General features: G+C 72.0%; 27 protein-coding genes and 1 tRNA gene. 12 read left to right on the forward strand and 16 right to left on the reverse strand.

Annotated features, from left to right (window positions below; genetic code table 11):
- Window positions 1-15 precede the first annotated feature (15 nt).
- The 7 genes from NHL53_RS04060 to prfB form a co-directional block, all read right to left on the reverse strand.
- Window positions 16-1,104: a branched-chain amino acid aminotransferase gene (locus NHL53_RS04060; RefSeq protein ID WP_433775411.1), complete on the reverse strand. Its 1,089-nt coding sequence runs from the start codon at window positions 1,102-1,104 to the stop codon at window positions 16-18.
- A 48-nt stretch (window positions 1,105-1,152) separates the two neighbouring features.
- Window positions 1,153-2,205, reverse strand: a complete 1,053-nt coding sequence (locus NHL53_RS04065) for a 3-isopropylmalate dehydrogenase (protein ID WP_433775413.1) — start codon at window positions 2,203-2,205, stop codon at window positions 1,153-1,155.
- Window positions 2,206-2,242: 37 nt separating this feature from the next.
- Window positions 2,243-3,781 carry an MFS transporter gene (locus tag NHL53_RS04070; RefSeq protein WP_433775602.1) on the reverse strand — a complete coding sequence of 513 codons (1,539 nt, stop codon included), beginning with the start codon at window positions 3,779-3,781 and terminating at the stop codon, window positions 2,243-2,245.
- Between the two features lie 75 nt (window positions 3,782-3,856).
- On the reverse strand, window positions 3,857-5,449 hold the full coding sequence (gene serA / locus NHL53_RS04075) for a phosphoglycerate dehydrogenase (RefSeq protein ID WP_433775415.1): 1,593 nt from the start codon (window positions 5,447-5,449) through the stop codon (window positions 3,857-3,859).
- A 108-nt stretch (window positions 5,450-5,557) separates the two neighbouring features.
- A complete protein-coding gene (locus NHL53_RS04080; RefSeq protein WP_433775417.1) occupies window positions 5,558-5,905 on the reverse strand; it encodes a hypothetical protein in 348 nt (115 codons plus the stop codon).
- Window positions 5,902-6,363: a DNA polymerase III subunit gamma/tau gene (locus NHL53_RS04085; RefSeq protein ID WP_433775419.1), complete on the reverse strand. Its 462-nt coding sequence runs from the start codon at window positions 6,361-6,363 to the stop codon at window positions 5,902-5,904. The genes NHL53_RS04080 and NHL53_RS04085 overlap by 4 nt, the downstream gene beginning before the upstream one ends.
- A gap of 9 nt (window positions 6,364-6,372) precedes the next feature.
- Window positions 6,373-7,482 (reverse strand): peptide chain release factor 2, encoded by a 1,110-nt coding sequence (gene prfB / locus NHL53_RS04090; protein ID WP_433775421.1) that lies wholly within the window; start codon window positions 7,480-7,482, stop codon window positions 6,373-6,375.
- Between the two features lie 62 nt (window positions 7,483-7,544).
- Here prfB and NHL53_RS04095 point away from each other — a divergent pair, with 62 nt between their 5' ends.
- On the forward strand, window positions 7,545-8,798 hold the full coding sequence (locus NHL53_RS04095) for an MFS transporter (RefSeq protein WP_433775423.1): 1,254 nt from the start codon (window positions 7,545-7,547) through the stop codon (window positions 8,796-8,798).
- A gap of 12 nt (window positions 8,799-8,810) precedes the next feature.
- Here the strand turns inward: NHL53_RS04095 and NHL53_RS04100 are convergent.
- Window positions 8,811-8,892 (reverse strand) — tRNA-Leu (locus NHL53_RS04100).
- 107 nt (window positions 8,893-8,999) lie between these two features.
- Between NHL53_RS04100 and NHL53_RS04105 the strand changes: the two genes are divergently transcribed.
- The 8 genes from NHL53_RS04105 to NHL53_RS04140 are packed head-to-tail and all read left to right on the forward strand — an operon-like array spanning window position 9,000 to window position 13,878.
- A complete protein-coding gene (locus tag NHL53_RS04105; protein ID WP_433775425.1) occupies window positions 9,000-10,211 on the forward strand; it encodes a CpaF family protein in 1,212 nt (403 codons plus the stop codon).
- Window positions 10,208-11,080, forward strand: coding sequence for a type II secretion system F family protein (locus tag NHL53_RS04110; protein ID WP_433775427.1), 873 nt, complete (start codon window positions 10,208-10,210; stop codon window positions 11,078-11,080). Before NHL53_RS04105 ends, NHL53_RS04110 begins: the two co-directional genes overlap by 4 nt.
- Window positions 11,081-11,085: 5 nt before the next feature.
- Window positions 11,086-12,021: a type II secretion system F family protein gene (locus NHL53_RS04115; RefSeq protein WP_433775429.1), complete on the forward strand. Its 936-nt coding sequence runs from the start codon at window positions 11,086-11,088 to the stop codon at window positions 12,019-12,021.
- 20 nt (window positions 12,022-12,041) lie between these two features.
- Window positions 12,042-12,257, forward strand: coding sequence for a hypothetical protein (locus tag NHL53_RS04120; RefSeq protein ID WP_433775431.1), 216 nt, complete (start codon window positions 12,042-12,044; stop codon window positions 12,255-12,257).
- Window positions 12,254-12,634 (forward strand): TadE/TadG family type IV pilus assembly protein, encoded by a 381-nt coding sequence (locus NHL53_RS04125; protein ID WP_433775433.1) that lies wholly within the window; start codon window positions 12,254-12,256, stop codon window positions 12,632-12,634. Before NHL53_RS04120 ends, NHL53_RS04125 begins: the two co-directional genes overlap by 4 nt.
- Window positions 12,609-13,049 (forward strand): TadE family protein, encoded by a 441-nt coding sequence (locus NHL53_RS04130; RefSeq protein ID WP_433775435.1) that lies wholly within the window; start codon window positions 12,609-12,611, stop codon window positions 13,047-13,049. Before NHL53_RS04125 ends, NHL53_RS04130 begins: the two co-directional genes overlap by 26 nt.
- On the forward strand, window positions 13,046-13,495 hold the full coding sequence (locus tag NHL53_RS04135; RefSeq protein WP_433775437.1) for a hypothetical protein: 450 nt from the start codon (window positions 13,046-13,048) through the stop codon (window positions 13,493-13,495). The genes NHL53_RS04130 and NHL53_RS04135 overlap by 4 nt, the downstream gene beginning before the upstream one ends.
- 29 nt (window positions 13,496-13,524) lie before the next feature.
- Window positions 13,525-13,878, forward strand: coding sequence for a DUF488 domain-containing protein (locus tag NHL53_RS04140; protein WP_433775440.1), 354 nt, complete (start codon window positions 13,525-13,527; stop codon window positions 13,876-13,878).
- 15 nt (window positions 13,879-13,893) lie between these two features.
- On the opposite strand, the gene rdgB is transcribed toward NHL53_RS04140, so the two are convergent.
- Genes rdgB through murI form a run of 3 tightly spaced genes read right to left on the reverse strand, consistent with a single transcriptional unit; the run spans window position 13,894 to window position 16,086 of the window.
- The gene (rdgB, locus tag NHL53_RS04145; RefSeq protein WP_433775442.1) at window positions 13,894-14,484 is read right to left on the reverse strand and encodes an RdgB/HAM1 family non-canonical purine NTP pyrophosphatase; all 591 of its coding nucleotides are present in this window, start codon (window positions 14,482-14,484) and stop codon (window positions 13,894-13,896) included.
- Window positions 14,484-15,218 carry a ribonuclease PH gene (rph, locus tag NHL53_RS04150; RefSeq protein ID WP_433775444.1) on the reverse strand — a complete coding sequence of 245 codons (735 nt, stop codon included), beginning with the start codon at window positions 15,216-15,218 and terminating at the stop codon, window positions 14,484-14,486. The genes rdgB and rph overlap by 1 nt, the downstream gene beginning before the upstream one ends.
- A 28-nt stretch (window positions 15,219-15,246) precedes the next feature.
- Entirely contained in the window at window positions 15,247-16,086 is an 840-nt protein-coding gene (gene murI, locus NHL53_RS04155; RefSeq protein WP_433775446.1) for a glutamate racemase, read from the reverse strand.
- A 60-nt stretch (window positions 16,087-16,146) separates the two neighbouring features.
- Between murI and NHL53_RS04160 the strand changes: the two genes are divergently transcribed.
- Window positions 16,147-17,451, forward strand: coding sequence for a nicotinate phosphoribosyltransferase (locus NHL53_RS04160; protein WP_433775448.1), 1,305 nt, complete (start codon window positions 16,147-16,149; stop codon window positions 17,449-17,451).
- On the opposite strand, the gene NHL53_RS04165 is transcribed toward NHL53_RS04160, so the two are convergent.
- From NHL53_RS04165 to NHL53_RS04175, 3 genes are read right to left on the reverse strand one after another with little or no spacing between them, the layout of a single operon-like run.
- Window positions 17,430-17,696, reverse strand: coding sequence for a DUF3039 domain-containing protein (locus NHL53_RS04165; RefSeq protein ID WP_433775449.1), 267 nt, complete (start codon window positions 17,694-17,696; stop codon window positions 17,430-17,432). The genes NHL53_RS04160 and NHL53_RS04165 overlap by 22 nt on opposite strands.
- Window positions 17,697-17,725: 29 nt before the next feature.
- Entirely contained in the window at window positions 17,726-19,303 is a 1,578-nt protein-coding gene (locus tag NHL53_RS04170) for a hypothetical protein (RefSeq protein WP_433775451.1), read from the reverse strand.
- Window positions 19,279-20,778 carry an ATP-binding cassette domain-containing protein gene (locus tag NHL53_RS04175; protein WP_433775453.1) on the reverse strand — a complete coding sequence of 500 codons (1,500 nt, stop codon included), beginning with the start codon at window positions 20,776-20,778 and terminating at the stop codon, window positions 19,279-19,281. Before NHL53_RS04175 ends, NHL53_RS04170 begins: the two co-directional genes overlap by 25 nt.
- Before the next feature lie 271 nt (window positions 20,779-21,049).
- Between NHL53_RS04175 and NHL53_RS04180 the strand changes: the two genes are divergently transcribed.
- Together NHL53_RS04180 and NHL53_RS04185 are read left to right on the forward strand one after the other, a co-directional pair.
- Window positions 21,050-21,745, forward strand: a complete 696-nt coding sequence (locus tag NHL53_RS04180) for an NTP transferase domain-containing protein (RefSeq protein ID WP_433775455.1) — start codon at window positions 21,050-21,052, stop codon at window positions 21,743-21,745.
- A gap of 73 nt (window positions 21,746-21,818) precedes the next feature.
- Window positions 21,819-22,133, forward strand: a complete 315-nt coding sequence (locus NHL53_RS04185) for a hypothetical protein (RefSeq protein WP_433775457.1) — start codon at window positions 21,819-21,821, stop codon at window positions 22,131-22,133.
- A gap of 4 nt (window positions 22,134-22,137) precedes the next feature.
- Here NHL53_RS04185 and NHL53_RS04190 read toward each other — a convergent pair whose 3' ends face one another.
- Together NHL53_RS04190 and NHL53_RS04195 are read right to left on the reverse strand one after the other, a co-directional pair.
- Complete coding sequence (locus NHL53_RS04190) at window positions 22,138-22,455, reverse strand: helix-turn-helix domain-containing protein (protein WP_433775459.1); 318 nt, start codon at window positions 22,453-22,455, stop codon at window positions 22,138-22,140.
- Window positions 22,456-22,555: 100 nt separating this feature from the next.
- Window positions 22,556-23,794: a CDP-glycerol glycerophosphotransferase family protein gene (locus tag NHL53_RS04195; protein WP_433775461.1), complete on the reverse strand. Its 1,239-nt coding sequence runs from the start codon at window positions 23,792-23,794 to the stop codon at window positions 22,556-22,558.
- Between the last annotated feature and the right edge of the window lie 51 nt (window positions 23,795-23,845).

Raw genomic sequence — 23,845 nt, forward strand, 5'->3', positions numbered from 1 at the left:
GAGGGGACGAGGACGTCAGGCGTCGAGGCGGCGCAGCCAGCCGTGCGCGTCCTCGCGGCGCCCGTACTGGATGTCCGTGAGCTCCTCGCGCAGCGACAGGCCGAGGGAGCCCGTCGGCTGCACGTCGTCGAAGCCCTCGCCCTTCAGCGCGCCGATCGGCGTGACCACTGCGGCGGTGCCGCAGGCGAACGCCTCGACGATGTCGCCCGACGCCACGCCCTCGCGCCACTCCGACAGCGGAACGGGACGGCGCTCGATCGCGTGGCCGCGCTCGGCGGCCAGCTCGAGGAGCGAGTTGCGGGTGATGCCGTCGAGGATGCTGCCCGAGTCGGGCGTGACGAGCGTGCCGTCCTTCTTCACGAACACGATGTTCATGCCGCCGAGCTCCTCGACGTTGCCGTGCGCGTCGAGGAACACCACCTGGTCGCATCCGCGCTCGGCCGCCTCGGCCTGCGGCAGCAGGCTCGCAGCGTAGTTGCCGCCCGTCTTCGCGGATCCGGTGCCGCCCTCCGCGGCGCGCGCGTACGTCTCGCTGAGCCAGATCGTGATCGGCGTGACGCCGCCCGTGAAGTAGGCGCCGGACGGGCTGCCGATGAGGCAGTAGGTGTACTTCTTCGCGGGACGCACCCCGAGGAAGGCCTCCTTGGCGAACATGAACGGACGCAGATACAGCGTCTGCTCCTCCCCCGAGGGCACCCAGTCGCCGTCGACCGCGATGAGCTCGTGCAGCGACTGCAGGAAGAACTCCTCCGGCAGCTCCGGCATCGCGAGGCGCCGGGCGCTGCGGTTGAAGCGCTTCGCGTTCTGGTCGGCGCGGAACGTGTAGATGCCGCCGTCGGCGTGGCGGTACGCCTTCAGCCCCTCGAAGACCTCCTGCGCGTAGTGCAGGACGGCCGCGGCAGGGTCGAGCGAGATCGGGCCGTACGGCTGCACGCGGGGGCGGTGCCAGCCGCCCTTCTCGGACCAGCAGATGTCGACCATGTGGTCGGTGAAGATGGTGCCGAAGCCGGGGCTCTCGAGCGCCTTCTCGCGCTCCCCCTTCGGCGTCGCGGCGAGATTGCGGGTGACCTGGAACGCGAGGCGCTCCGGAGCGGGATCAGTCATGCCTGTGGGTTCTTCCTGTCTCTGCGCTGCAGCGCAGGATCCTTCGTGTCACGCGGTGATCAGGGAGGCGATCGCGTCGCCGATCTCGGCCGTCGTGCGGGGAGCGGCGCCCCGGGCGGCGATGTCCTGCTCGATCGCGCGGGTCACGCGCGCGGCCTCGTCCGCGAGTCCGAGGTGGTCGAGCATGAGGGCCACCGAGCCGATCGCCGCGGTCGGGTCGGCCGTGCCCTGGCCCGCGATGTCCGGCGCCGAGCCGTGGACGGGCTCGAACATCGAGGGGAACTCGCCCGCCGGGTTGAGGTTGCCGGACGAGGCGAGACCGATGCCGCCGGTGATCGCGCCGGCCAGGTCGGTCAGGATGTCGCCGAAGAGGTTGTCGGTGACGATGACGTCGAAGCGGCTGGGGTTGTCGACCATGTGGATCGTCGCCGCGTCGATGTGCATGTAGTCTACGGCGACATCCGGGTGCTCCTCGCCCACCGCGCGCACGATGCGCGCCCAGAGGGATCCGGCGTTCACGAGCACATTCGTCTTGTGCACGAGCGTCAGGGCGCCGCGGCGGCGCTCCGCGAGCTGGAAGGCGTAGCGGACGACGCGCTCGACGCCGTACGCCGTGCTGATGCTCAGCTCGTTCGCGATCTCGTGGGGCGTTCCCTCGCGCAGGGCGCCGCCGTTGCCCACGTAGGCGCCCTCCGTGCCCTCGCGCACGACCACGAAATCGATCTCGCCCGGCTCGCGCAGCGGACCCGGGACGGTCGGGTAGAGCTTCGAGGGGCGCAGATTCACGTAGTGGTCGAGCGCGAAGCGCAGCCCGAGGAGCAGCCCGCGCTCGATGTTCGCGTCCGTGAGGCGGGGATCGTTCGGCACGCCGCCCACGGCCCCGAGGAGGATCGCATCGTGGCCCCGGATCGCGTCGAGATCGGCGTCCGTGAGCACGTCGCCCGTCGCGAGATAGCGATCCGCGCCGAGCGAGAACCGGGTCTTCTCGAACACGACGTCGCCGTCGCGCGTCGCGCGGTCGAGGACCTTCTCGGCCTCGGCGATGACCTCGGGTCCGATCCCGTCGCCCGGGATCACGGCAAGCTTGACGACACGCGACATGGCACTCCTCGCTGAACAGATGCGTTCGCCGGAGGCGTCACGACGAGGCGGGCTTCCGGCTTCTTCCCAGAGTAGTCGCCGCGACGACGCCCGCGATCACGACGAGACCCGCGCTGATGAGCGAGGTCGCGACGACGCCGTCGTCGAACGCGGCGGCCCCCGCCTGCCGCAGGGCGTCGCCGACGTCGCCGCCCAGCGCCTCGGCCTCGTTCATCGCGCCCGCGAGCGTCTCCCGCGCATGCTCGGCCGCGTCGTGGGGCACGCCCTCCGGGATCCGCAGCGTGACGCGATACCAGGCCGTGAGGATCCCGCCGAGGATGGAGGTGCCGAGCACGGCTCCGAACTCGTACGCCGTCTCGCTGACGGCGCTCGCGGCCCCCGCCTTCGCCGGCGGCGCGGACGAGATGATGAGCTCGTTGGACACCGTCTCGGCCGCGCCGAGACCCGCGCCGAGCAGGACGAACGAGAGAACGAGCATCCACACGTCGTGAGCGCCCGCGGCGGCCACGAGGAGGAGCCCCGCGACGCCCAGGACGAGAGCGGAGGGGACGACGATCGACGCGCGCACGCGGCGGGCGATCGGCGTCACCGCGAATCCCGCCGCGATCGAGGTGATTGCCCCGGGGATGAGCGCGATGCCCGCCCACATCGGGGTGAGCCCCACGATCATCTGCAGGTGCTGCGAGACGAAGTACAGGAACCCGATGTGCGCCATGATGCAGCACAGGTTCACCGCGAGCGATCCGGAGAACTTCGGCCGTCGGAACAGCGTCATGTCGAGCATCGGATGCGGGAGGCGGCGCTGTCGGCGCACGAACAGCCACCCGAACGCGAGCCCCGCGGAGACCGGGACGAGGCCCGCGGCGCCGACGACGGCGATCTCCTTGGTGCCGTAGGCGAGCGGGGCGAGCGCCAGCATCGACAGGAGGATGCCCCACCCGTCGATCGGCCCGGGCTCCGGATCGCGGCTCTCCTTCAGGAGGAAGGGCGCGAGCGCCAGCATGAGCGCGAGGATCGGCACGGCGAGCAGGAACACGCTCTGCCAGGGGAAGTGCTCGATGAGGAAGCCGCCCACGATGGGCCCGAGCGCGCCGCCCGCGGCGAACATGCCCGCCCACGCCGCGAGGGCGATCCGACGCTGGTCGCGGTTGCGGAACGTCGACCGCAGCAGCGACATCGTCGACGGCATGAGCGCCGCGCCGAAGACGCCCATCGCGGCGCGGGCGACGATGAGCCACCCGGCGGAGGGCGCGAAGACGGCGCCGATGGAGACGAGCGTGAACCCGACCGCGCCGAGGAGGAGGATGCGCCTCCGCCCGATGCGGTCGCCGAGCGACCCGGCGGTCACGAGGAGGCCGGCGAGCACGAGCGAGTAGGCGTCGATGATCCATAGCTGCTCGGCGCTCGACGGCTTGAGATCGCGCGCGATCGCGGGCAGGGCGAAGTTGAGGATCGTGTTGTCGATCGAGACGAGCAGCACGGGGAGCATGAGCACGACGAGCGCGGCCCACCCGCGCCAGTCGGCGCGGGGCCCGTCGGTCGCGATCGCATCCGTCGACAGGCTCAAGACGGGGATCCCCTTTCTCGTTCCCTGGCGGGACAGGCCTGCGCCCCGCCGGCCGAGGCCGACGGGGCGCAGGCGCCTGACGGTTCAGTCCTCGGTGATCTCGACCTGGCGCACGACGCTCGCCTCGATGCGCTCGCCGATCTCGGCGACGACCTCGTCTGGCACGCGCGCGTCGACCGTGACGACCGACAGCGCCTCGTCGGTGGTGTCGGAGCTCGCGACCTGCAGCGCCTCGATGTTGATGCCGGCGCGGCCGAACACGTCGCCGTAGATCGCGACGACGCCGGGACGGTCGGCGTAGAGCATCACGATGTGGTGCTTCGCGAGCGGCGCGTCGAGCTCGTAGCCGTTGATGCCCACGATCTTCGGCACCATCTGCGTACCCGCGAGCGTGCCGGCGACGCTCAGGACGGTGCCGTCTGAGAGGGTGCCGCGCAGCGTCGTGAGGTTGCGGAAGAGCGGGCTCTCCTTCTCCACGGTCATGCGCGTCTCGATGCCGCGCTGCTCGGCGAACACCGGCGCGTTCACGTACGAGACCGTCTCGCTGACGACGTTCGCGAGGATGCCCTTCAGAGCCGCGAGCTTGTAGACGCTCACGTCGTAGTCGGCGAGCTCGCCGCGCACCTCGATGTCGAGGCTGACGAGCCCCGACTGCGACAGAGCGCTGAACACCTGGCCGAGCTGCTCGACGAGCGAGATGCCGGGGCGCACGAACGGATCGATCACGCCGCCCGCGACGTTGACGGCGTCCGGGACGAGGTCGCCCTCGAGGGCGAGCTTGACCGACCGGGCGACCGAGACGCCGGCCTTCTCCTGCGCCTCGGCGGTCGACGCGCCGAGGTGCGGCGTCGCGACGACGCCCGCGAGCCCCGTGAGCGACGCGTCGGCCGGCGGCTCGCTCGTGAACACGTCGAGAGCCGCCCCGGCGATCTCGCCCGCCGCGAGGGCCTCGGCGAGGGCCTCCTCGTCGATGAGTCCGCCACGGGCGACGTTGAGCACATAGGCGGTCGGCTTCATGGCCTTCAGCTGCGCCTGGCCGATCATGCCCGTCGTCTCGGGCGTCTTCGGCATGTGGATCGTGAGGAAGTCGGCCTGCGCGACGAGGTCGTCGAGGTCGAGCAGCTCGACGCCCAGCTGCTGGGCGCGAGCCGCGGTGACGTAGGGGTCGTACGCGACGAGGCGCATGCCGAATCCGCGCATGCGCTCGGCGACGAGCGCGCCGATGCGGCCCAGACCGACGATGCCGAGCGTCTTCTCGAACAACTCGGTGCCCGTGAAGGAGCTGCGCTTCCACTCCCCCGCGGCGAGCGACGCGCTCGCAGCGGGGATGTGGCGCGCGAGGCCGATGATGTGGCCGCAGGTGAGCTCGGCCGCGGAGATGATGTTCGACGTCGGGGCGTTGACGACCATGACGCCGGCGGTGGTCGCCGCCTTGATGTCGACGTTGTCGAGGCCGACGCCCGCGCGGGCGATCACCTTCAGCTGCGGCGCGTGCGAGATCGCCTCCGCATCCATCTTCGTCGCGGAGCGGATGAGGACGGCGTTCGCCTCGGCGAGGGCGGCGAAGAGGGCGGGGCGATCGGTTCCGTCGACCGAGCGCACATCGAAGTCGGGCCCGAGGGCCTCGATCGTGGCGGGCGACAGCTGTTCGGCGAGCAGGACGACGGGCTTCGGCACAGTGGATCCTTCGGTGTGACGCTGCGGTGGACCGGTCGCGAGCCGTGAGGTCGGGCGCGACCGCGCCACCAGCCTAGACCCGACGAGCGGCCGTTCCCGACCGGGCGCTCAGGCGAAGACGAGCTGCGTCGAGGTGAACGCCTGCACGTCGAGCCAGAAGACGGCCACGACCGCGAGGCCCACGAGCAGCATGAGGAGGAGCTTCCACGCCTCCCGGCGCCGCCCGATGGCGACCGCGAGCGCGAAGACGCCGACGGGGATCGCGATGGTCATGATCATGGCGACCCAGGCGATCGGGGTGAGGGATCCGCCCGCCGCGGAGGCGTACTGCGCCATGGAGACGAGATACGCCACCCCCGCCCAGACGGCGTAGGCGTAGAACAGACCGAAGAAGCCGGCGATCGAGGCGATGAACCAGCCGGGCGCCTGCCGGCGCCGGGGTGCGACGTCGCTCACTGCCCGATCACCCCCACCATCACGAAGGGCCAGGGGACGAGCAGCACGAGCCCGATGCCGAGCCAGAGGAACGTCGTCCCTGTCGTCCGGCGCCTCGTCGCGACGACCGCCGTGAAGAACCACAGCACGGGGGCCGCGATCGCGAGGACCATGCTGGCGTGGAACATGACGTCGGCCACGCTCCCCGTCGCCGTCTCGATCCAGGCGCGCAGCCGCAGGGATCCGAGGATCCACCCGGCGATCCAGAGCGCGTAGACGCCGCCGAGCACCCCGTAGGAGACGAGGGCGACGTTGCCGAGCCCCGTGGGCTCCGGCGCCTCCGCGTCGCCGACCGGGGCGTCTGCGAGCTCCGGCTCGACAGCGGGACCGCTCGCGGACGGCTCGTCGACGGGACCGGGGACGAGCGTCGGATCGTCGTCGCCGTCCCAGCTCAGCGCGTCGTCTTCTGGCCTGGACATACCGTGAGGTTAGTCGTCGTTCTTGCGCTTGCGCCAGCGGATGCCCGCGTTGATGAACGCGTCGATGTCGCCGTCGAAGACGTTGGTCGGGTTGCCGGATTCCTGCCCGGTACGCAGATCCTTCACGAGCTGCTGGCCGTAGAGGAAGTACGAGCGCATCTGGTCGCCCCAGCTCGCGGTGATGTTGCCCGCGAGCTCCTTCTTCTTGGCGGCCTCCTCCTCCTTCTGCAGCAGCAGGAGGCGGTTCTGGAGCACGCGCATCGCGGCGGCGCGGTTCTGGATCTGCGACTTCTCGTTCTGCATCGACACGACGATTCCCGTCGGGAGGTGCGTGATGCGCACGGCCGAGTCGGTCGTGTTCACCGACTGGCCGCCGGGGCCCGAGGAGCGGAAGACGTCGATGCGGATGTCGTTCTCGGGGATGTCGACCTCTGTGGCCTCCTCCATGAGGGGGATCACCTCGACCGCCGCGAAGCTCGTCTGGCGCTTGTCCGCCGACCCGAAGGGGCTGATGCGGGCGAGGCGGTGCGTGCCGGCCTCGACCGAGAGCGTGCCGAACGCGTACGGCGCGTCGATCTCGAAGGTCGCCGTCTTGATGCCCGCGCCCTCGGCGTAGGTCGTGTCGAGGACCTTCGCGGAGTAGCTGTGCTTCTCGGCCCAGCGCAGGTACATGCGCATGAGCATCTCGGCGAAGTCGGTGGCGTCGTCGCCTCCCGCGCCGGATCGGATGGTCACGATCGCCGCGCGCTCGTCGTACTCGCCGTCGAGCAGCGTCTGCACCTCGAGGTCGCTGATGACCTTCTCGAGCGCCGCGACCTCGGCCCTGGCCTCGTCGGCGGTCTCCTCGTCCTCCATCTCGGTGGCGAGCTCGACCATCACCTCGAGGTCGTCGAGCCGCTGGCCGACGCCCTCGACGCGCTTGATGCGCGCCTTGCGGTGGCTGAGCGCGCTCGTCACCTTCTGCGCGTTCTCCTGGTCGTTCCAGAGGTCGGGATCGGCGGCCTGCTTCTCGAGCTCGTCGGCCTCCGCGCGCAGCGCGTCGACATCGACCACCTCTCGGATGTTGTCGAACGTGGTGCGCAGCGCCTGGATGTCGGCGGAAAGATCGAGTTCAAACATGACGTTTCAGCCTATCGCGCCGAATCGAGGATCCGCCGCGACGTGCCCTAACCTTGCGGGTGATGGGCGACGAACGCGAACCGGGCGGGGCGGCGGCCGAGGCGATCCGACGATTCTGGCCCATGATCTACGCTCCCACGGCGCTCTTCTCGATGGGGCAGGGCGCGATCGCGCCCGTGCTGCCGACGATCGCCGTCGACATGGGCGCGAGCATCCCCGCCGCGAGCCTCGTCGCCGCGGCCCTCATGGTCGGCCAGCTCTGCGGGAACATGCCGGCGGGATGGCTCGTCTCGCGGATCGGCGAGCGTCGGACGATGCTCCTCGCCTCGTCCGCGCTGCTCCTCGCGATCGGCGGGATGTCGCTCTCCGCGCACGTGGGGGTGCTCGCCGCGTGCGTCCTCGTCGTCGGGGTCTGCGCGGCGGCCTTCGCCCTGGCGCGGCACGCCTTCATGACGACGCGCGCTCCCGTGGCCTTCCGCGCGCGGGCGCTCGCCCTCGTCGGCGGATCCTTCCGCCTCGGCACCTTCACGGGTCCGCTCGTGGCGGCTGGCCTCGTCTGGCTGTTCGACGACCCGCGCGCGACGTTCGCCTTCTTCGCCGTGTGCGTGGTCGCCGTCGGCCTGCTGGTGGCCTTCGGCCCCGACCCGGAAGAGCAGGCGTACGCCGCCGAGCGCGAGCGCCTCGGATCCTCGGCCTCGGCCGCTCCCCCGCGCCGCTCCGCCGGACTCGTCCGCACGATCCGCGACAACCGCCGCGTGCTCGCGCGGCTGGGCCTCGCCGCCGCATCGCTGGCGTCCGTGCGCGTGGGTCAGAAGGCGATCCTGCCGCTGTGGGGCGTGTCGATCGGCATGGATCCGGCCGCGCTGTCGCTGCTGATCGGCCTCGCGGGCGCCGTCGAGTTCTCGCTGTTCTACGCGAGCGGCCAGGTCATGGACCGCTTCGGCCGCCTCTGGGCGACCGTGCCCGCGCAGCTGACGATGGGCCTGGGCTTCCTGTGCCTCGCCTTCACCCACGACCTTCCGCAGGCGACGCTGTGGTTCGGGGCGTTCGCGATCGTCATCGGCATCGGGAACGGGCTGTCGTCAGGGGCCCTCATGACGCTGGGATCCGATGCCGCCCCGCGCGAGGATCCGGCCGCCTTCCTCGGGGCGTGGCGCACGATCACCGACGCCGGGGCGTCGTCGACGCCGCTCATCGTGTCCGGAGTCGCGGCCCTCGCCTCCCTCTCCGTGGCGACGGGCCTCATCGGCGGCATCGCCGTGGCGGGGACCTTCGCCTTCCTGCGCTGGGTGCCGCGGCGCATGCCAGACGCCTGACGCTCGAGGCCGTGCGGAAGGCGGGACTCGAACCCGCACGCCGTGAGGCACAGGAACCTAAATCCTGCGTGTCTGCCGATTTCACCACTCCCGCGTGCCCACCAGTCTAGGAGGGCCGCAGGCCGCGCCCGATCGCCGGCCCGGGCACCGCCCTGTGGATAACTTCCGCGGCGCTCTCGGCGTTTCTGCCACGCTGTCGGCGTGAGCAGCGAGCAGACGGCGATCATCGAGCGGGTGCGCGAGCGGATCCGCTCCGATCAGGCCGTGCGCGGCCGCGCAGACGTCTCGATCGACGAGGTGCGGCGGCTCGCCCTCGCCGAGGTGCGGCGCCACAACGACTACGCCCTGGCCCGCGGCGAGCGCACGATCGACGACGTGCACGGCTGCGTCCAGCGCACCGTGGCGCAGGTGGCGGGCTACGGCCCCCTGCAGCCGCTTCTCGATGATCCGACGATCGAGGAGATCTGGATCAACTCGCCCTCGCGGGTCTTCGCGGCCCGCGGCGGGGTGCCCGAGCGCCTCGATCTCGAGCTCACGGGCGACGGGATCCGCGACATGGTCGAGCGGATGCTGCATCAGGCGGGCCGGCGCATCGATCTGTCCGAGCCGTTCGTCGACGCGTCGCTGCCAGACGGCTCCCGGCTCCACGTGGTCCTGGCGGGCATCGCCCGCGGTTCGTGGGCGGTGAACATCAGGAAGTTCCTGCCGGGTGCCGCCTCTCTCGATCGCCTCGTCGAGCTCGGGGCCCTCTCCGGCTCCGCCGCGGAGCTGCTCACGGCCGCGATGAGCGAGGGACGGTCGACGATCGTGTCCGGCGCGACGCACGCGGGCAAGACGACGATGCTCGGCGCGCTCGTGTCCGCCTGCCCGCCGGAGCAGCGCATCGTGACGGTCGAGGAGACCTTCGAGCTCGCGGTGGAGAGGGAGGACCTCGTCGCGATGCAGGGTCGCCAGCCGAGCCTCGAGGGCACGGGGGAGATCACGCTGCGGCGTCTCGTGAAGGAGGCGCTGCGCATGCGACCCGATCGGCTCGTCATCGGCGAGGTGCGCGATGCGGAGGCGCTCGATCTGCTGCTCGCGCTCAACACGGGCCTGCCCGGAGCCGCGACGATCCACGCCAATTCGGCGGCCGACGCGCTCGTGAAGCTGTCCGCCCTGCCGCTGCTGGCGGGGCGCAACATCGACCGCGACTTCGTGCTGCCCGCGGTGGCGAGCTCTGTCGATCTCGTGGTGCACTGCGCCCGCACCGCGGACGGGCGCCGCTACGTCGCCGAGATCGTCGAGCCGACGGGGCTGATCGTCGACGGCGTCGCGGAGATCCGCAGCCGCTACACGGGCGATCCGCCTCCGGTCGAGCGAGCGGAGCGGGCTCCGCTGAGGCGCGCGCAGCGGCGCGGGGAGCGCGCGGCGTGACCGTGCTGCTCGGGTGCCTGCTCGGCGCGGGCCTCGTGCTCGTCGCCGCCCCCTGGCTCTGGCCGCGAGGAGTCGGCGCGACGCGGCGCGCGCCCCGCCGCCGGCCGGCGGACGGCCGGCTCCAGGCGCTGCTGGGGGCGGCCGGGCTCAGCCGCGTCGCGCCCCGGGTCCTCCTCGTCGGCATGGCCGCGACAGGGCTCCTGGCCGCGGCCTCGGCCTGGCTCGTCACGGGGATCCCGGTGATCGCCGTGCTCGCGGGAGGCGCGGCGGGGGCGGCTCCCGTGCTCTGGCTGCGCTCGCGCGCCGCGCGCCTCGTCCGTCAGCGCCGCGCGCTGTGGCCCGACGTCTGCGACCTGCTCGTCGGATCCGTGCGGGCGGGGCTGTCCCTCCCCGAGGCCGTCGCGAGCCTCGCCGACTCGGCGCCCGCCGCTCTGCGCGAGCCCTTCGCCGACTTCGATCGAGACATGCGCGCGAGCGGGCACTTCTCCACGAGCATCGACCGCCTCAAGCAGCGGATCGCCGATCCGATGTGCGACAGGATCGTGGAGACGCTCCGGATGGCGAGGGAGGTCGGCGGCGCGGAGCTCGTGCCCGTGCTGCGCGCGCTGTCGGCCTCGGTGCGCGCCGACGTGTCCCTCCGCGGAGAGGTCGAGTCGCGTCAGTCGTGGACGCGCGGGGCCGCCGTTCTCGGCGTGGTCGCCCCCTGGGCGATCCTCGCGCTGCTGTCCCTGCGTCCCGAGGGAGCGCACGCCTACGCGACGCCGGGCGGCATCGTCCTGATCCTCTGCGGCGCGGTCGTCTCGTTCGTCGCCTACCGGGTGATGCTCCGCATCGGGCGTCTCCCCGAGCCGCGGCGGTGGTTCGCGTGAGCGGCGTGACCGACATCGCGATCGCGATCGTGCTCGGCGGCGCTCTCGGCGGCGGCCTCTGGTGCCTCGCGGCGGCTCTTCCCGCCTGGCGCGCCCGGCCTCTCGTGGCGCGGCTCGCTCCGTACGTGCGCGACGTCACGCATCCCGCGGGGCGCGCGCTCGAGGAGGCCCCCTCCGATCCCACGGCGGTGCTGGTCGGAGGCGTCCGCGCCGTCTGGTCCGATCTGCAGGATCGCTTCGCGCGGCTCGTCGGGTCGGGAGACGCGGTCGAACGGCGGCTCGCGCAGGCCTCCTCGAGGCTCGACCCGGCGGCGTTCCGGGGGCGGCAGCTGAGCTGGGCGATCGCGGGGGCGACGGTCGGCGCGGGAGCGCTCGTGGTCCTCGGCGCCGCCGGCCGCTTCTCGGGCCCGGCGATCCTCTTTCCCGTGATCGGCCTCGTCGCGGGCACCTTCGCCCGCGACGCGCTGCTCGCCCGTCAGGCGGCGGCGCGGGTGGCCAGGATCGAGGAGGAGCTCCCGACCGTCCTCGAGTTCCTCGCGCTGTGCCTCTCCGCCGGCGAGGGCGTCCTGTCCAGCGTGCGCCGCGTCGCGGCGATCGGCTCCGGCGAGTTCACGCGCGAGCTGCGCGCCGTCGTGGTGGCGGTCGACACCGGCTCGTCGCTCGCCGATGCGCTCGAGCAGATGGCCCAGCGTCTGCGCATCCCCGCCCTCACGCGCGCGGTGGATCATGTCGTGGCCGCGATCGACCGCGGGTCGCCGCTCGCCCAGACCCTGCAGGCGCAGGCCGCCGACGCGCGCGAGGAGGCCAAGCGCCGTCTCATCGAGCAGGCCGGCCGCAAGGAGATCCTCATGATGATCCCTCTGATCTTCGGCCTGCTCCCCCTCAGCGTCCTCTTCGCGATCTTCCCCGGAATCATCATGCTCCGGCTCGGCCTCGGCTGAGCCCCGACAGAAAGGCGACCATGATCAACACACTCTCGGCACGACTCGACAGGGGGCTCCGGCGCGCCCGCACCGCCTGGGGCGAGCTCCGCGACGACGAGGAAGGCGATATCGCGGGCTGGGTCCTCATCGTTCTGATGACGGCGGGCCTCGTGATGCTCCTCTGGGCTCTGGCGGGTCCGGCTCTCACGGGCCTGTTCGAGCAGGCGATCGACCGGGTCACGGGCATCGGATGATCGACGACGAGCGCGGGTCGGCGCCCGTCGAGTTCGTGCTCGTCGGCGCCCTCCTCACCGCGCTCACCCTGGCGGTCCTCCAACTCGGCCTCGCCCTGTACGTGCGCAACGTGGCTCAGGACGCCGCGGTGGAGGGCGCGCACCACGCGGCCCTCGCCGACGTGGATCCGCAGGAGGGGGCCGCGCTCGCCGAGCGGGTGATCACCCGCACCCTCGGAGAGGGGTTCGCCCGCGGCGCGCGGGCGGAGCTGACCGACCGGGCGGGGGCGCCGTCGGTGACGGTGCGCCTCACGACGACGCTTCCGCTGGCGGGACTGCTCGGCGTGCCGCGCGGGCTGGAGGTGGTCGCGCATGCCCCGCGCGAGAGCCTGGACTGACGACGACGGCAGCGCGTCGCTGGAGTTCCTCACGGTCGGCGTGCTCCTGCTCGTGCCCATCGCCTACCTCGTCATCGCCCTCGGAGCCATCCAGAACGCGTCCCTCGGAGTCGAGGCGAGCGCGCGCTTCGTCGCACGGTCCATCGCCGGCGGTCAGGACGCGCCTCCCGACGCGGTGCTCGCGTCCGTCGCCGACGCGTACGGCCTCGACCCGGACGCGCTCGAGGTGCGGGTGACCTGCCTGCCGGAGGGGCCGGAGTGCCCGACGGCCGGATCGACCGTGTCGGTCACGGTGGCCGACCGCGTCCCGCTCCCCCTCGTGCCGGGGTTCCTCGGGCTCGGGGAGCGTCTCGCGGTGCCCGTCGACGCCACCGCGGTCTTCCGCGCGTCCCGCCTCGCGGAGACGTCGCCGTGACCGCGTGGCGCGACCGGCATCCGTCGCCCGTCGAGGACGACGAGGGCAGCACGCTGGTCCTCGCGATCGCCTACGCCGCCCTCGCCCTGGCCGCTCTCTTCGTCTGCGTGTGCGGCGCGTCCCTGCACCTCGCGCAGCGCCAGCTCGACGCCGTCGCCGATGCCGCGGCCCTCGCCGCCGCCGACGGCTTCGTCCTCGCCTCCGGAGACGGCGGCGTCCGCACCGTCGTCGACGAGACGGCGGCGGAGGGGCAGGCGCGCGACATCGTCGATGCGGCGCGGCACGACGCCCGGCTCGTCTCCGCGGAGGTCAGGGGCGGGTCGTCCGTGCGGGTCACGGTCGCCGCGACCTGGCGCCCTCCCCTGCCCGCGATCCTCGTCCCCTCCGGCATGCCGCTCGAGGCGACGGCGACGAGCCGCTCCGCGCTCGCGGGAGGGGAGGAGTAGCGTCGGCTCCGTCACCGAAGGGAGTCATCATGGCCGACGACATCCGCCTCAAGCGGGTCTACTCCCCCGCCGAGAAGGCCGACGGGTTCCGCGTGCTCGTCGACCGGCTCTGGCCGCGCGGCGTCTCCAAGGAGCGCGCCGCCCTCGACGAGTGGGACAAGGAGGTCGCGCCCTCCCCGGACCTGCGCACGTGGTGGGATCACGATCCCGACCGGTTCGACGAGTTCGCGCGCCGGTACCGCGCCGAGCTCGACGACAGCCCGGCACTCGACGACCTCGCTCGGACGATCGCGGCGCACCCCGTCGTCACGCTCGTGTACGGCGCGCGCGACGAGCGGGTGAACCATGCGACCGTGCTGAGGGAAGTCCTCCGAGAGCGCTGATCCGCCGCGATCCGCTCAGAGGTCGCGGAGCACGTCGCCGAGGGCCGCGAAGGCGCGGGCCCGATGCGACGCGGCGTTCTTCTCCTCGGGGCTCAGCTCCGCGGCGCTGCGATCGCCGCCGTCGGGGATGAAGACGGGGTCGTAGCCGAAGCCGTGCTCGCCCTGCGGCTCCCGGGCGACGCGGCCGGGCCAGACGCCCTCGACGACGTGCTCGGAGCCGCCGGGCGACACCACGGCGATCGTCGACCGGAACTGGGCCGATCGGTCCTCATCGCGGGCGAGGTCGCTCAGCTGGTCGAGCAGCAGCGCGAGGTTCGCCCGCGCATCCTTGCGGTGACCGGCCCAGTAGGCGGAGAACACGCCGGGCGACCCGCCGAGCACGTCGACGCAGATCCCCGAGTCGTCCGCGAGCGCGACGAGCCCCGTGTGCGCCGCCGCCGCTCGGGCCTTGATGAGGGCGTTCTCCGCGAACGTCGTGCCGTCCTCGACCGGCTCGGGGCCGTCGTAGCTCACGACCTCGAGATCGGGGCGCACCTGCGCGACGATCGCCTGGAACTCCGCGACCTTGTGCGGGTTGTGCGTGGCGAGCACCACCTGCGAGGTCATCAGCGAGCGCCCGCGAGCGTCTCGCGCTGCAGGACCGCGAGGTCGGCGCAGCCCTTCGCCCCGAGCTCGAGCAGGCGGTCGAGCTCCTCCTTGTCGAAGGGTGCGCCCTCGGCGGTGCCCTGCACCTCGACGAAGCTGCCGGATCCCGTCATCACGATGTTCATGTCGGTCTCGGCACGGGAGTCCTCGACGTACGGCAGGTCGAGCATCGGGACGCCGTCGATGATGCCGACCGAGATCGCCTGCACGCTGTCGGCGAGCGGCTCGGCGCGACGGGCGACGAAGCCCTGCGCGCGCCCCCACTCGATCGCGTCGTGGAGGGCCACGTAGGCGCCCGTGATCGACGCCGTGCGCGTGCCGCCGTCTGCCTGCAGGACGTCGCAGTCGACGACGAGGGTGTTCTCGCCGAGCTTCCGCGTGTCGACGACGGCGCGCAGCGCGCGTCCGATGAGGCGGGAGATCTCGTGGGTGCGTCCGCCGATCTTCCCCTTCACGCTCTCGCGCTGGCTGCGCTCGTTCGTCGCGCGCGGGAGCATCGCGTACTCCGCCGTCACCCATCCGCGCCCCTGTCCGGTGAGCCAGCGCGGCACGCCGTTCGTGAAGGACGCCGTGCACAGCACCTTCGTCCCGCCGAAGCTGATGAGGGCGGATCCCTCCGCCTGGCTGCTCCAGCCGCGCTCGATCGTCACGGGGCGGAGCTGGTCGAGGGCACGGCCGTCGGCGCGCTGGGTCATCGGTGTTCCTTACGGTCGGTGTGTCTGGTCAGTCGTCGAGGGCGGCGCGCAGCTCGGACAGGTCGATCTGTCCGGTGCGCACGAGGCGCACGTCGCGCACCTCGCGCCCGAGGAGTCGGTTGGCGAGATCGATGAACGCCCCCGAGTCGGCGCCCGTGGCCTCGTAGGTGCGGGAGGAGACCGCATCGGATCCCGCGAGCAGGTCGCCGCGCACGAGGCCGCTGTAGACGTCCTTCGCGGTCTCGCTGTCGCTCGAGACGAGCGAGACGCCCGGACCCATGAGGTAGCTGATGGCGCCCTTGAGGAACGGATAGTGCGTGCAGCCGAGCACGAGGGTGTCGACCTCGGCCCTCCGCAGAGGGGCGAGGTACTCGTCGGCCACCGCGAGCAGCTCGGGCGAGTCGGTGATCCCGCTCTCGACGAACTCGACGAAGCGGGGGCACGCCTGGGCGAAGACCTCGACGCCGGGGTTGACCTGGAGCATGTCCTGGTAGGCGCCGGACGCGATCGTGCCGACCGTGCCGAGCACGCCGATCCTCCCCGATCGAGTCGTGGCGAGCGCCGTGCGCACGGCGGGGCGGATCACCTCGACGACCGGCACGTCGTAGCGCTCGCGCGCATCGTGCAGCAGGGCGGCGGACGCCGTGTTGCAGGCGATCACGAGCATCTTGACGCCCTGGTCGACGAGCGCGTCGAGCACCTCGAGCCCGTAGCGCCGCACCTCGGCGATCGGCTTCGGCCCGTACGGCGAGTGCAGCGTGTCGCCAATGTAGAGGATCGACTCCCGGGGCAGCTGGTCGCTCACGGCGCGGGCGACGGTGAGACCGCCGACTCCCGAGTCGAAGATCCCGATCGGAGAATTGTCCACGCTCCCAGCCTACGTCGCCGGGTCCGACGTCCCGGGATCCGCGCGCATTAGAGTGACGGGATGACCGCATCGACGGCACTCCGCACCGATCAGTACGAACTCACGATGCTCGACGCCGCGCTCCGCGACGGGACGGCCCATCGCCGCTGCGTGTTCGAGCTGTTCGGTCGCCGGCTCTCGGGCGGTCGGCGCTTCGGCGTCGTCGCCGGACAGGGGCGGCTCATGTCGCTCCTGCGCGACTTCCGTTTCGGCGACGACGAGCTGCGCTTCCTGCGCGACCGCCGGATCGTGAGCGACGAGGCGCTCGCCTACCTCGAGGGCTACCGGTTCTCGGGCTCGATCACGGGCTACCGGGAGGGCGAGCTGTACTTCCCCGGATCTCCCCTCCTCACCGTCGAGGGGACCTTCGCCGACGCGGTCATCCTCGAGACGCTCGCGCTGAGCGTGCTCAACTACGACTCGGCCGTCGCGACGGCGGCCGCGCGCATGAGCATCGCCGCGGGAGAGCGCCCGCTCGCCGAGATGGGGTCGCGCCGGGCGCACGAGGAGGGCGCCGTCGCGGCGGCCCGTGCCGCCCACATCGCGGGCTTCACGGCCACGAGCAACCTGGAGGCCGGACGCCGCTGGGGCGTCCCGACGATGGGCACGGCCGCCCATGCGTGGACCCTGCTGCACGACACCGAGCAGGACGCCTTCCGCTCGCAGATCGCGGCGCTCGGATCCGACACGACGCTGCTCGTCGACACGTACGACATCGCGGAGGGCGTCCGCCGCGCGGTCGAGATCGCCGGCCCCTCGCTCGGGGGCGTGCGCATCGACTCGGGCGACCTCCCCCTGGTCGCCGCCGCCGTCCGCGACCAGCTCGACGCTCTCGGCGCGACGGACACGACGATCACGGTGACGAGCGACCTCGACGAGTACGCGATCGCCGCGCTCACCGCCTCCCCCGTCGACGCCTACGGCGTCGGGACGTCGGTCGTGACGGGCTCGGGCTACCCGACGGCGGGTCTCGTCTACAAGCTCGTCGCCCGCGAGAACGGCGCCGGCGAGTGGGAGTCGGTCGCGAAGAAGGCCGAGGGGAAGGGCTCCGTCGGCGGGCGCAAGACCGCGTTCCGCCGGCTCGCGAACGGCCGCGCCGTCGCCGAGCTCGTGCTCGGCGCGGACGCCGAGGCCGGGGATGCGCGTCCGCTCGAGGTCGGATACGTGCGATCGGGATCCTTTGACGACGCCCACGAGGGCGCGGACGGCGTGCGCGCCGCTCGCGCGCACCACCTGGCGGTGCGGGAGGAGCTCCCGGTGCGGGCGCTCGCCCTCAGCAAGTCGGATCCGGCGATCCCGACGGTCTACGAGGTCAGAGACTCGTAGATCTCCTTGCAGGTCGGGCAGACCGGGAACTTCTCGGGGTCTCGGCCCGGCGTCCACTTCTTGCCGCAGAGCGCCCGCACGGGCTTGCCGGTGATGGCCGACTCGAGGATCTTCTCCTTCTGCACGTAGTGCGAGAAGCGCTCGTGGTCGCCGGGCTCCTGGGTCTCTTCGTTGAGAAGCTCCTCGAGCTCGCGGTCGAGGAGCGCGGTGCCCCCGCTGTCGGGACGGTCGAGTGGCGTGCTCATGGGTTCGAGTGTAATGCGGTGAGGGGCGGTCAGGCCCGAGCCGCGAGATCCAGGGCGCGGTGCCCGCGCCGGTCGAAGACGATCGCGCCGATGGCGACGCCGACGACGAGCACGCCGAGACCCGTGCCGATGCCGGTCGCGATCGCGTCGCCGTCCGTCGGCTCTCCGCCGAGGATGGCCCGCCCCGCGAGGATCAGGGTCGGCAGCGCCGCGCCGACCGTCCCGACGAGCACGATCGCGGGCGACAGGACGCCGCGGGCTCCCGTGCGCTGCGGCTGCCGGAACGGGCTGTCCCCCGGCCTCGCGACCGCGTAGGGCGCGACGACGGACGCGACGGACGACAGGCCCAGTCCGCTGAGGAACAGGCACGCCGCGACGGCGACCAGGACGCCGATGTGGTCCCAGGCCTGCGCGAGCTGCGCGGTCAGGGCGACGGCGATCGCGAGGACGGGGAGCGCGATCGCCGTCACCGGCACGAGCCTCCCGAGACGGTCGGCGACGCCGCGCGCGCCCGTGATCACGTGGATCCAGAGCGCCTCCGAGTCGTAGGCGAGGTCGTTGTGGACGATCCAGCCGAGGAACGTCGCCATGATCGGCATCGGGATCAGCGCCGCGATCTCGATCGGGACGCCGGCGATGAGCAGGGGGACGATCGGCACGATGCCGGCGATCGGGACGACGGCGAGGTTCGCGAGGTAGCGCCGGTCGCGCGCCCAGTAGAAGAGGCCGCGCGCGCCGATCGCGCCCGTCGCGGTGCCGGGGAGCATCGCGAACCAGCCGAGGCGGTCGCGCAGCTGCGTGCGGGGACGCGGGGGGACGTGCAGGGTGCGCACGACCGCGCCGTGCCACGCGAGGGCCAGGAGCGCGAGCGTCGCGAGCGCGACGACGGCGCTCGCCGCGAGCACCGCGAGGACGCCCCCGCCGTCGAACGCGCCGAACGCGCCCACCGCGGTCGCCGCGCCGAAGGGGGTGAAGGAGAGGGCGTTCGTGATCGCCCGCACGACGGCCGGGGCCCCGTCCTCCCAGGACATCGAGAGGATCTGGAGCAGGGCGGGCACGAAGATCACGAGCACCGCGATGACCGAGAGGGCGGTGAGCTCCGCCGAGCGATGCCCGTCGAGCAGCCGATCGGAGCACCAGTAGCCGAGACGCGCCGCGAGCGCGCAGGTCGCGAGATGCAGCACGAGCGATCCGATGCCCGCGGCGACGGGAGCGCCGTGCGCGCCCCAGACGGCGATCATCGCGACGTCGACGACCGCGGTGGCGAGGATGGGGACGCTGAGGAGCCCGCAGAGCCCCGTCCAGGCCGACAGCAGCGCGGGGCTCGCCGGGAGCGGCGCGAGCGCGCGCAGGTCGAGGGGGTCGCGGCGGCCGCGCGCGAACGACAGCGCGAAGAAGCAGAAGGTGAGGAGCGATCCGATCGCGGTCGTCGTCACGAAGGCCACGTCGCCGGGGGCGTCGCGCAGGTGCCCGATGCCCCAGACCGCGGCCGCGGTGAGGAGCGCGAGCGCGACGAGCCCGACGACCGTGCGCACGGTGCGCCGCCAGGGTCCGCGAACGGGGGCGACCAGCAGCGCGAGCCTCAGTCGGAGGATGTATGCAGCCACTCCAGCCCTCCCCCGGCGTCGCCTCCGCTGAGATCGATGAAGCGCTGTTCGAGCGACATCTCGCCCCGCACCTCGTCGAGGGCGCCCTCGGCGAGCACCTGCCCCGTGACGAGCACGGCGATGCGCGAGCACATCGTCTCGATGAGGTCCATGCTGTGCCCGGACAGGATGACGGTGCCGCCGCCCGCGACGTAGGAGCGCAGCACGTCGAGCAGCTTCTGCGACGACACGGGATCGACGGATTCGAACGGCTCGTCGAGCACCAGCAGCCGGGGCGCGTGGATCATCGCGCAGGCGAGCATGAGCTTCTTCGTCATGCCGGTCGAGTAGTCGGACACCGCGCGTCCCATCGCGGCCGCGAGGTCGAACGCGGCGACGAGGTCGTCGGAGCGCTCGCGGACCTCGTCCGCCGGCAGGCCGCGGAGGGCGCCGAAATAGGCGAGCAGCTGACGCCCGGTGAGCCGGTCGAAGGTGCGCATGCGGTCGGGCAGCACCCCCATGAGCGACTTCGCGCGCCGCGTGTCCGTGCGCGCGTCGACGCCGAACACCTCGATCGTCCCCTTGTCGGGCTTGAGCAGCCCGGAGATCATGGACAGGGTCGTCGTCTTGCCCGCGCCGTTGGGGCCGACGAGGCCGTAGAAGGATCCCGCGGGCACCGTGAGGTCGATGCCGGCCACGGCCGGCTCTCCCCCGTATGTCTTCACGACGCCGCGCAGCTGCAGCGCCGCATCGGGATCGGACTCGCTCTCGTGGTCGCCCGCCTCTGCGAACTCCGACACGATCGCGGACGCCTCGCGAGCGGCCTCGTCCTCGTCCTCAGGCTCAGGCTCAGGCTCAGGCTCAGGCTCAGGCTCAGGCTCAGGCAGAGCCTGGTCCGCCGCGGCGCTCACCCCGTCCTCGGAGCCGGCGTCGCCCTCGTCCTCCGCGCTCGGATCGGCCTCCTCCGCCGCCTCGACGACCGACTCGGTCTCGTCCGCGTCGTCGTCATCGAGCGGCGTCGTCTCCTCGTCCGGTTCCGCTCCCTCGTCGGCATCCGCGGTCGCGGAGGAGCCATCGTCATCGGGGGCGTCATCCGCGTCCCCGTCGGCGGGGGCGTCGTCCTCGGCTCCGGGCTCGGCGCTCACGCTCTCCCCTCCGAGAGCCTCCGGATCGGCGGGTGGGGCCGGCTCCGCCGCGTCGTCGTCCTCTCCGGCGCCCGCCGACTCCGGCCCGTCCTCCGCGAGGATCTCCTCATCCGCCGCGGGGCCCGCGGGCTCGGTGTCGTCCGGCTCTCGCTCCCCGAGATCCTCGCTCGACGCGTCATCGGCATCCGCGACGGCGTTCTGCTCCTCGTCGCCCTCGGCCGGATCCTCGCCCGCCTGGGCGGAGAGAGCCGCGAGTCGCGCAGCGGCCTCGGCCGCGGTCTCCGCGGGTTTCGGGGGTGCGGTCGCCAGCGCGTCGGCGCCGTCCGATGCGCTCTTCTCCTCGTTCTGCATACCGCGTATATCCCCCGACCTGCTCGTCACCGTCCCAACCTAACAATGCGAGAGGCCCTCTCCCGACGAGACACCTCGACCGACCCTGAATCGGCGCGGGGAGAGCCGAGTCTGCTGATCAGCCGTGAGAATCCCCGCGATATTCAGCTGACGCGAGTACCATCGGGCCAGACCAGGGATGAACGCCCCGTGAACCCCGCGTGACGCGGAGGTTCCCGATGCACGACGCGTCGGCGGAGCGCCTCCCCCGATCCAAGGAGCTCTGTTCCGCATGACCATCCAGACCGTGATCCTCGCCGCAGGCATGGGGACGCGTCTCGGACGCGCCCTGCCCAAGTCGCTCACCCAGCTCTCCGACGGCCGCACCATCATGCAGCAGCAGCATGAGAACATCCGTGCCGCCTTCGGCCGCGACGCCCGCATCACGACCGTCGTCGGCTACCGCGCCGAGACGATCATCGACGCGTTCCCGGACGCGCACTACGTGCACAACGAGCGCTACGACCAGACGAACACGTCGAAGAGCCTGCTCCGCGCCCTCAGCGAGACGGGCCGCGGGGGCGTGCTGTGGATGAACGGCGACGTCGTGTTCGACCCGCGCATCCTCGGCCGCGCGGTCGCGCACATCGAGCGCGACGAGTCCTTCGTCACCGTGAACACCTCGCGCGTCAGCGACGAGGAGGTCAAGTACACGCTCGACGAGAACGGCTTCATCCAGGAGCTGTCGAAGACCGTCGTCGGCGGCATCGGCGAGGCCGTGGGCATCAACTACATCTCGCGCGCCGACAAGCGCACGCTCATCCAGCAGCTGCAGCGGGTCGACGACCAGGACTACTTCGAGCGCGGCCTCGAGCTCGCGATCGCGGAGAACGGCGTCCGCGTGCAGGCGATGGACATCAGCGACCTCTACGCCGTCGAGGTCGACTTCGCGGAGGACCTCGAGCGCGCCAACGAAGTGCTCGCCTGACGTCTTCCTCGGGAAGCCCCTCCGACGACCGAACGGATGTTCGACTGTCGGAGGGGTTCTCTATGTTCGGGCCATGTCGCCGATCCCCCTCCGCCCAACCCTTCACCCGCCCTCCGACGCGCCCCTCGCCTACCGCGTGCCCTGGAGCGTCGATCGCTCCGGGCCCCATCCCGTCGTCGCCAACACCGGGGATGAGACGCTGCGCTTCGTGCGAGCCCTCATCGGCGACGGGTCCGGGCACGCGTCGCAGGAGCGATGGGGATCGATCGCTGCCGGCGAGACGAGCGAGGTGTGCCTGTGCGACCTCGACCGCTCCGACTGCTTCGTGACCCTCGCGTGGTTCCGCGACGGCGGGGAGGACGAGTACCTCTGGAGGTTCGTCCTCTGATCGATCAGAGGATGCCGTCGTCTCGCCGATGGCGCCGGCGCGGCTCGTGTTCGCTGTAGCCGTAGGGCGCACGCCCGTTCTGCAGCTGCTCGGGACCGATCTCCCGCACGAGCTCGCTCACGTCGACCTCGAGCGCGGTCGCGATCTGCACGAGCGTGGAGATGGTGGGGTTCCCCTCGCCGCGCTCGATGCGCTGGAAGTTCGTGAGATCCATGTCGGCGCAGTGCGCGAGGGTGCGGGCGCTGACATTCGCGCGGGTGCGCAGCTGCGCGATGCGCCGACCGATCTCGATCGACGCCGCGGAGTGCTTTCGTGCGGCCACCCCTCGTGTCTACGGGGCCACCGCCTCGACACACTAAGCACTCGTGCCGTCGCTTATATGCCACGGGCGAGAGGAACCGGGCCCTTACGCCCGGTCGAGATCAGCGGGTCGGCGCCTGCTCGCGCTCGGACCAGGCCTCCCACGTCGCCATGAGCTGCTCGATCGCCGCGTGGAAGCGCGCGGTCGGCGCGCCAGGGGTCGTGTCGCCGAAGTAGTGGCGGGTCCACTTCTCCAGGCGCTGGGTCGTCTCCGGGTCCGCGCGCACGCGCTCGACCTCGGCGATGACGTCCGCGGCGCGGTCGGCCTCGAGCCACTCGCACGCGCTCAGATACCCGGCGTCGTCGATCTCGGCCTCGGGATCGACGGGGCGCGCGATCATGAGCGGCTTGCCCGCCGCGAGGCGGTCGTAGACCATCGCGGAGATGTCGACGATCGCGACGTCGGACGCCGCCAGCTGCCATCCGAGCTCCGGGCCGTCGTCGTGCACGTGCTGAGCCGCAGGGTCCGCCTCGTTCGCGCGCTCGATCGCCGCGACGATCCGCGCTCGAGCCTGCCCGTAGGCCGGGTCGACGACGCCGCTGCGCGGGTGGGGACGGAAGATCAGCCGGTAGCGGGGATCGGCGAGCAGCGCCTCCGCGATCGCCTCGCCGTGCGAGACGATCGACCCGTAGTGCGCCGCCGGCCGGTCGCCCTCCCAGGTCGGGGCGTAGAGCACGACGGTGCGGTCGTCGGGCGCGTACGGCAGCTCGCCCGAGTAGTGGTCGGCCTGGGGGCGGCCGATCTCGATCGTGCGCTGGTCGAGGTCGAAGTCCCACAGCGTGCGCGAGAGCCGGTCGCGCGCCGCCTGCCCGGCGATGAGCGCGTAGTCGTAGGCCTTGTACTGGTTCGTCGTCATGTACATCTTGTCCGACTCGCCGTGGTTGATGAACACGTGCCAGCGCTCGCCGTACCGGAACATCTGGAAGTTGCGGGTGTTCTGGTTCACGTAGAGCACGACGCGGATGTCCTGGCGGCGCAGGAACGCCTCGACGTGCTTCACCTCGGGCACGAAGGCGACGGGGAGGGCGTCGTCTTCCATCAGCGCCTTGGCGCCCATCGCGTTGCGCGCCATGACCACGACGGGCCAGTGCTCGGAGAGCTCCTGGAGGGGGCGGTACCACTGCCGCATCTGGTACATGTTCACGTCGCTGTCGGCGAAGTAGACCGCGACGCGGAAGCGGCCCTGCTCGAACGGCCCCCTGTCGCCCTGCACCCTGCGGACGGCGAGGTGCGCCGAACGCGCCCTCCTGGCCTTCCGGATGAGAGCCACGGCTTTCTTCGCATCGTTCAGCAGACCCACGGCCTCCACGCTAGCTCCGGGACCTGGCAGGCACCTCGTGGGATGATCGAC

The sequence above is a fragment of the Microbacterium sp. gxy059 genome (genome assembly GCF_050958665.1).
GTDB lineage: Bacteria > Actinomycetota > Actinomycetes > Actinomycetales > Microbacteriaceae > Microbacterium.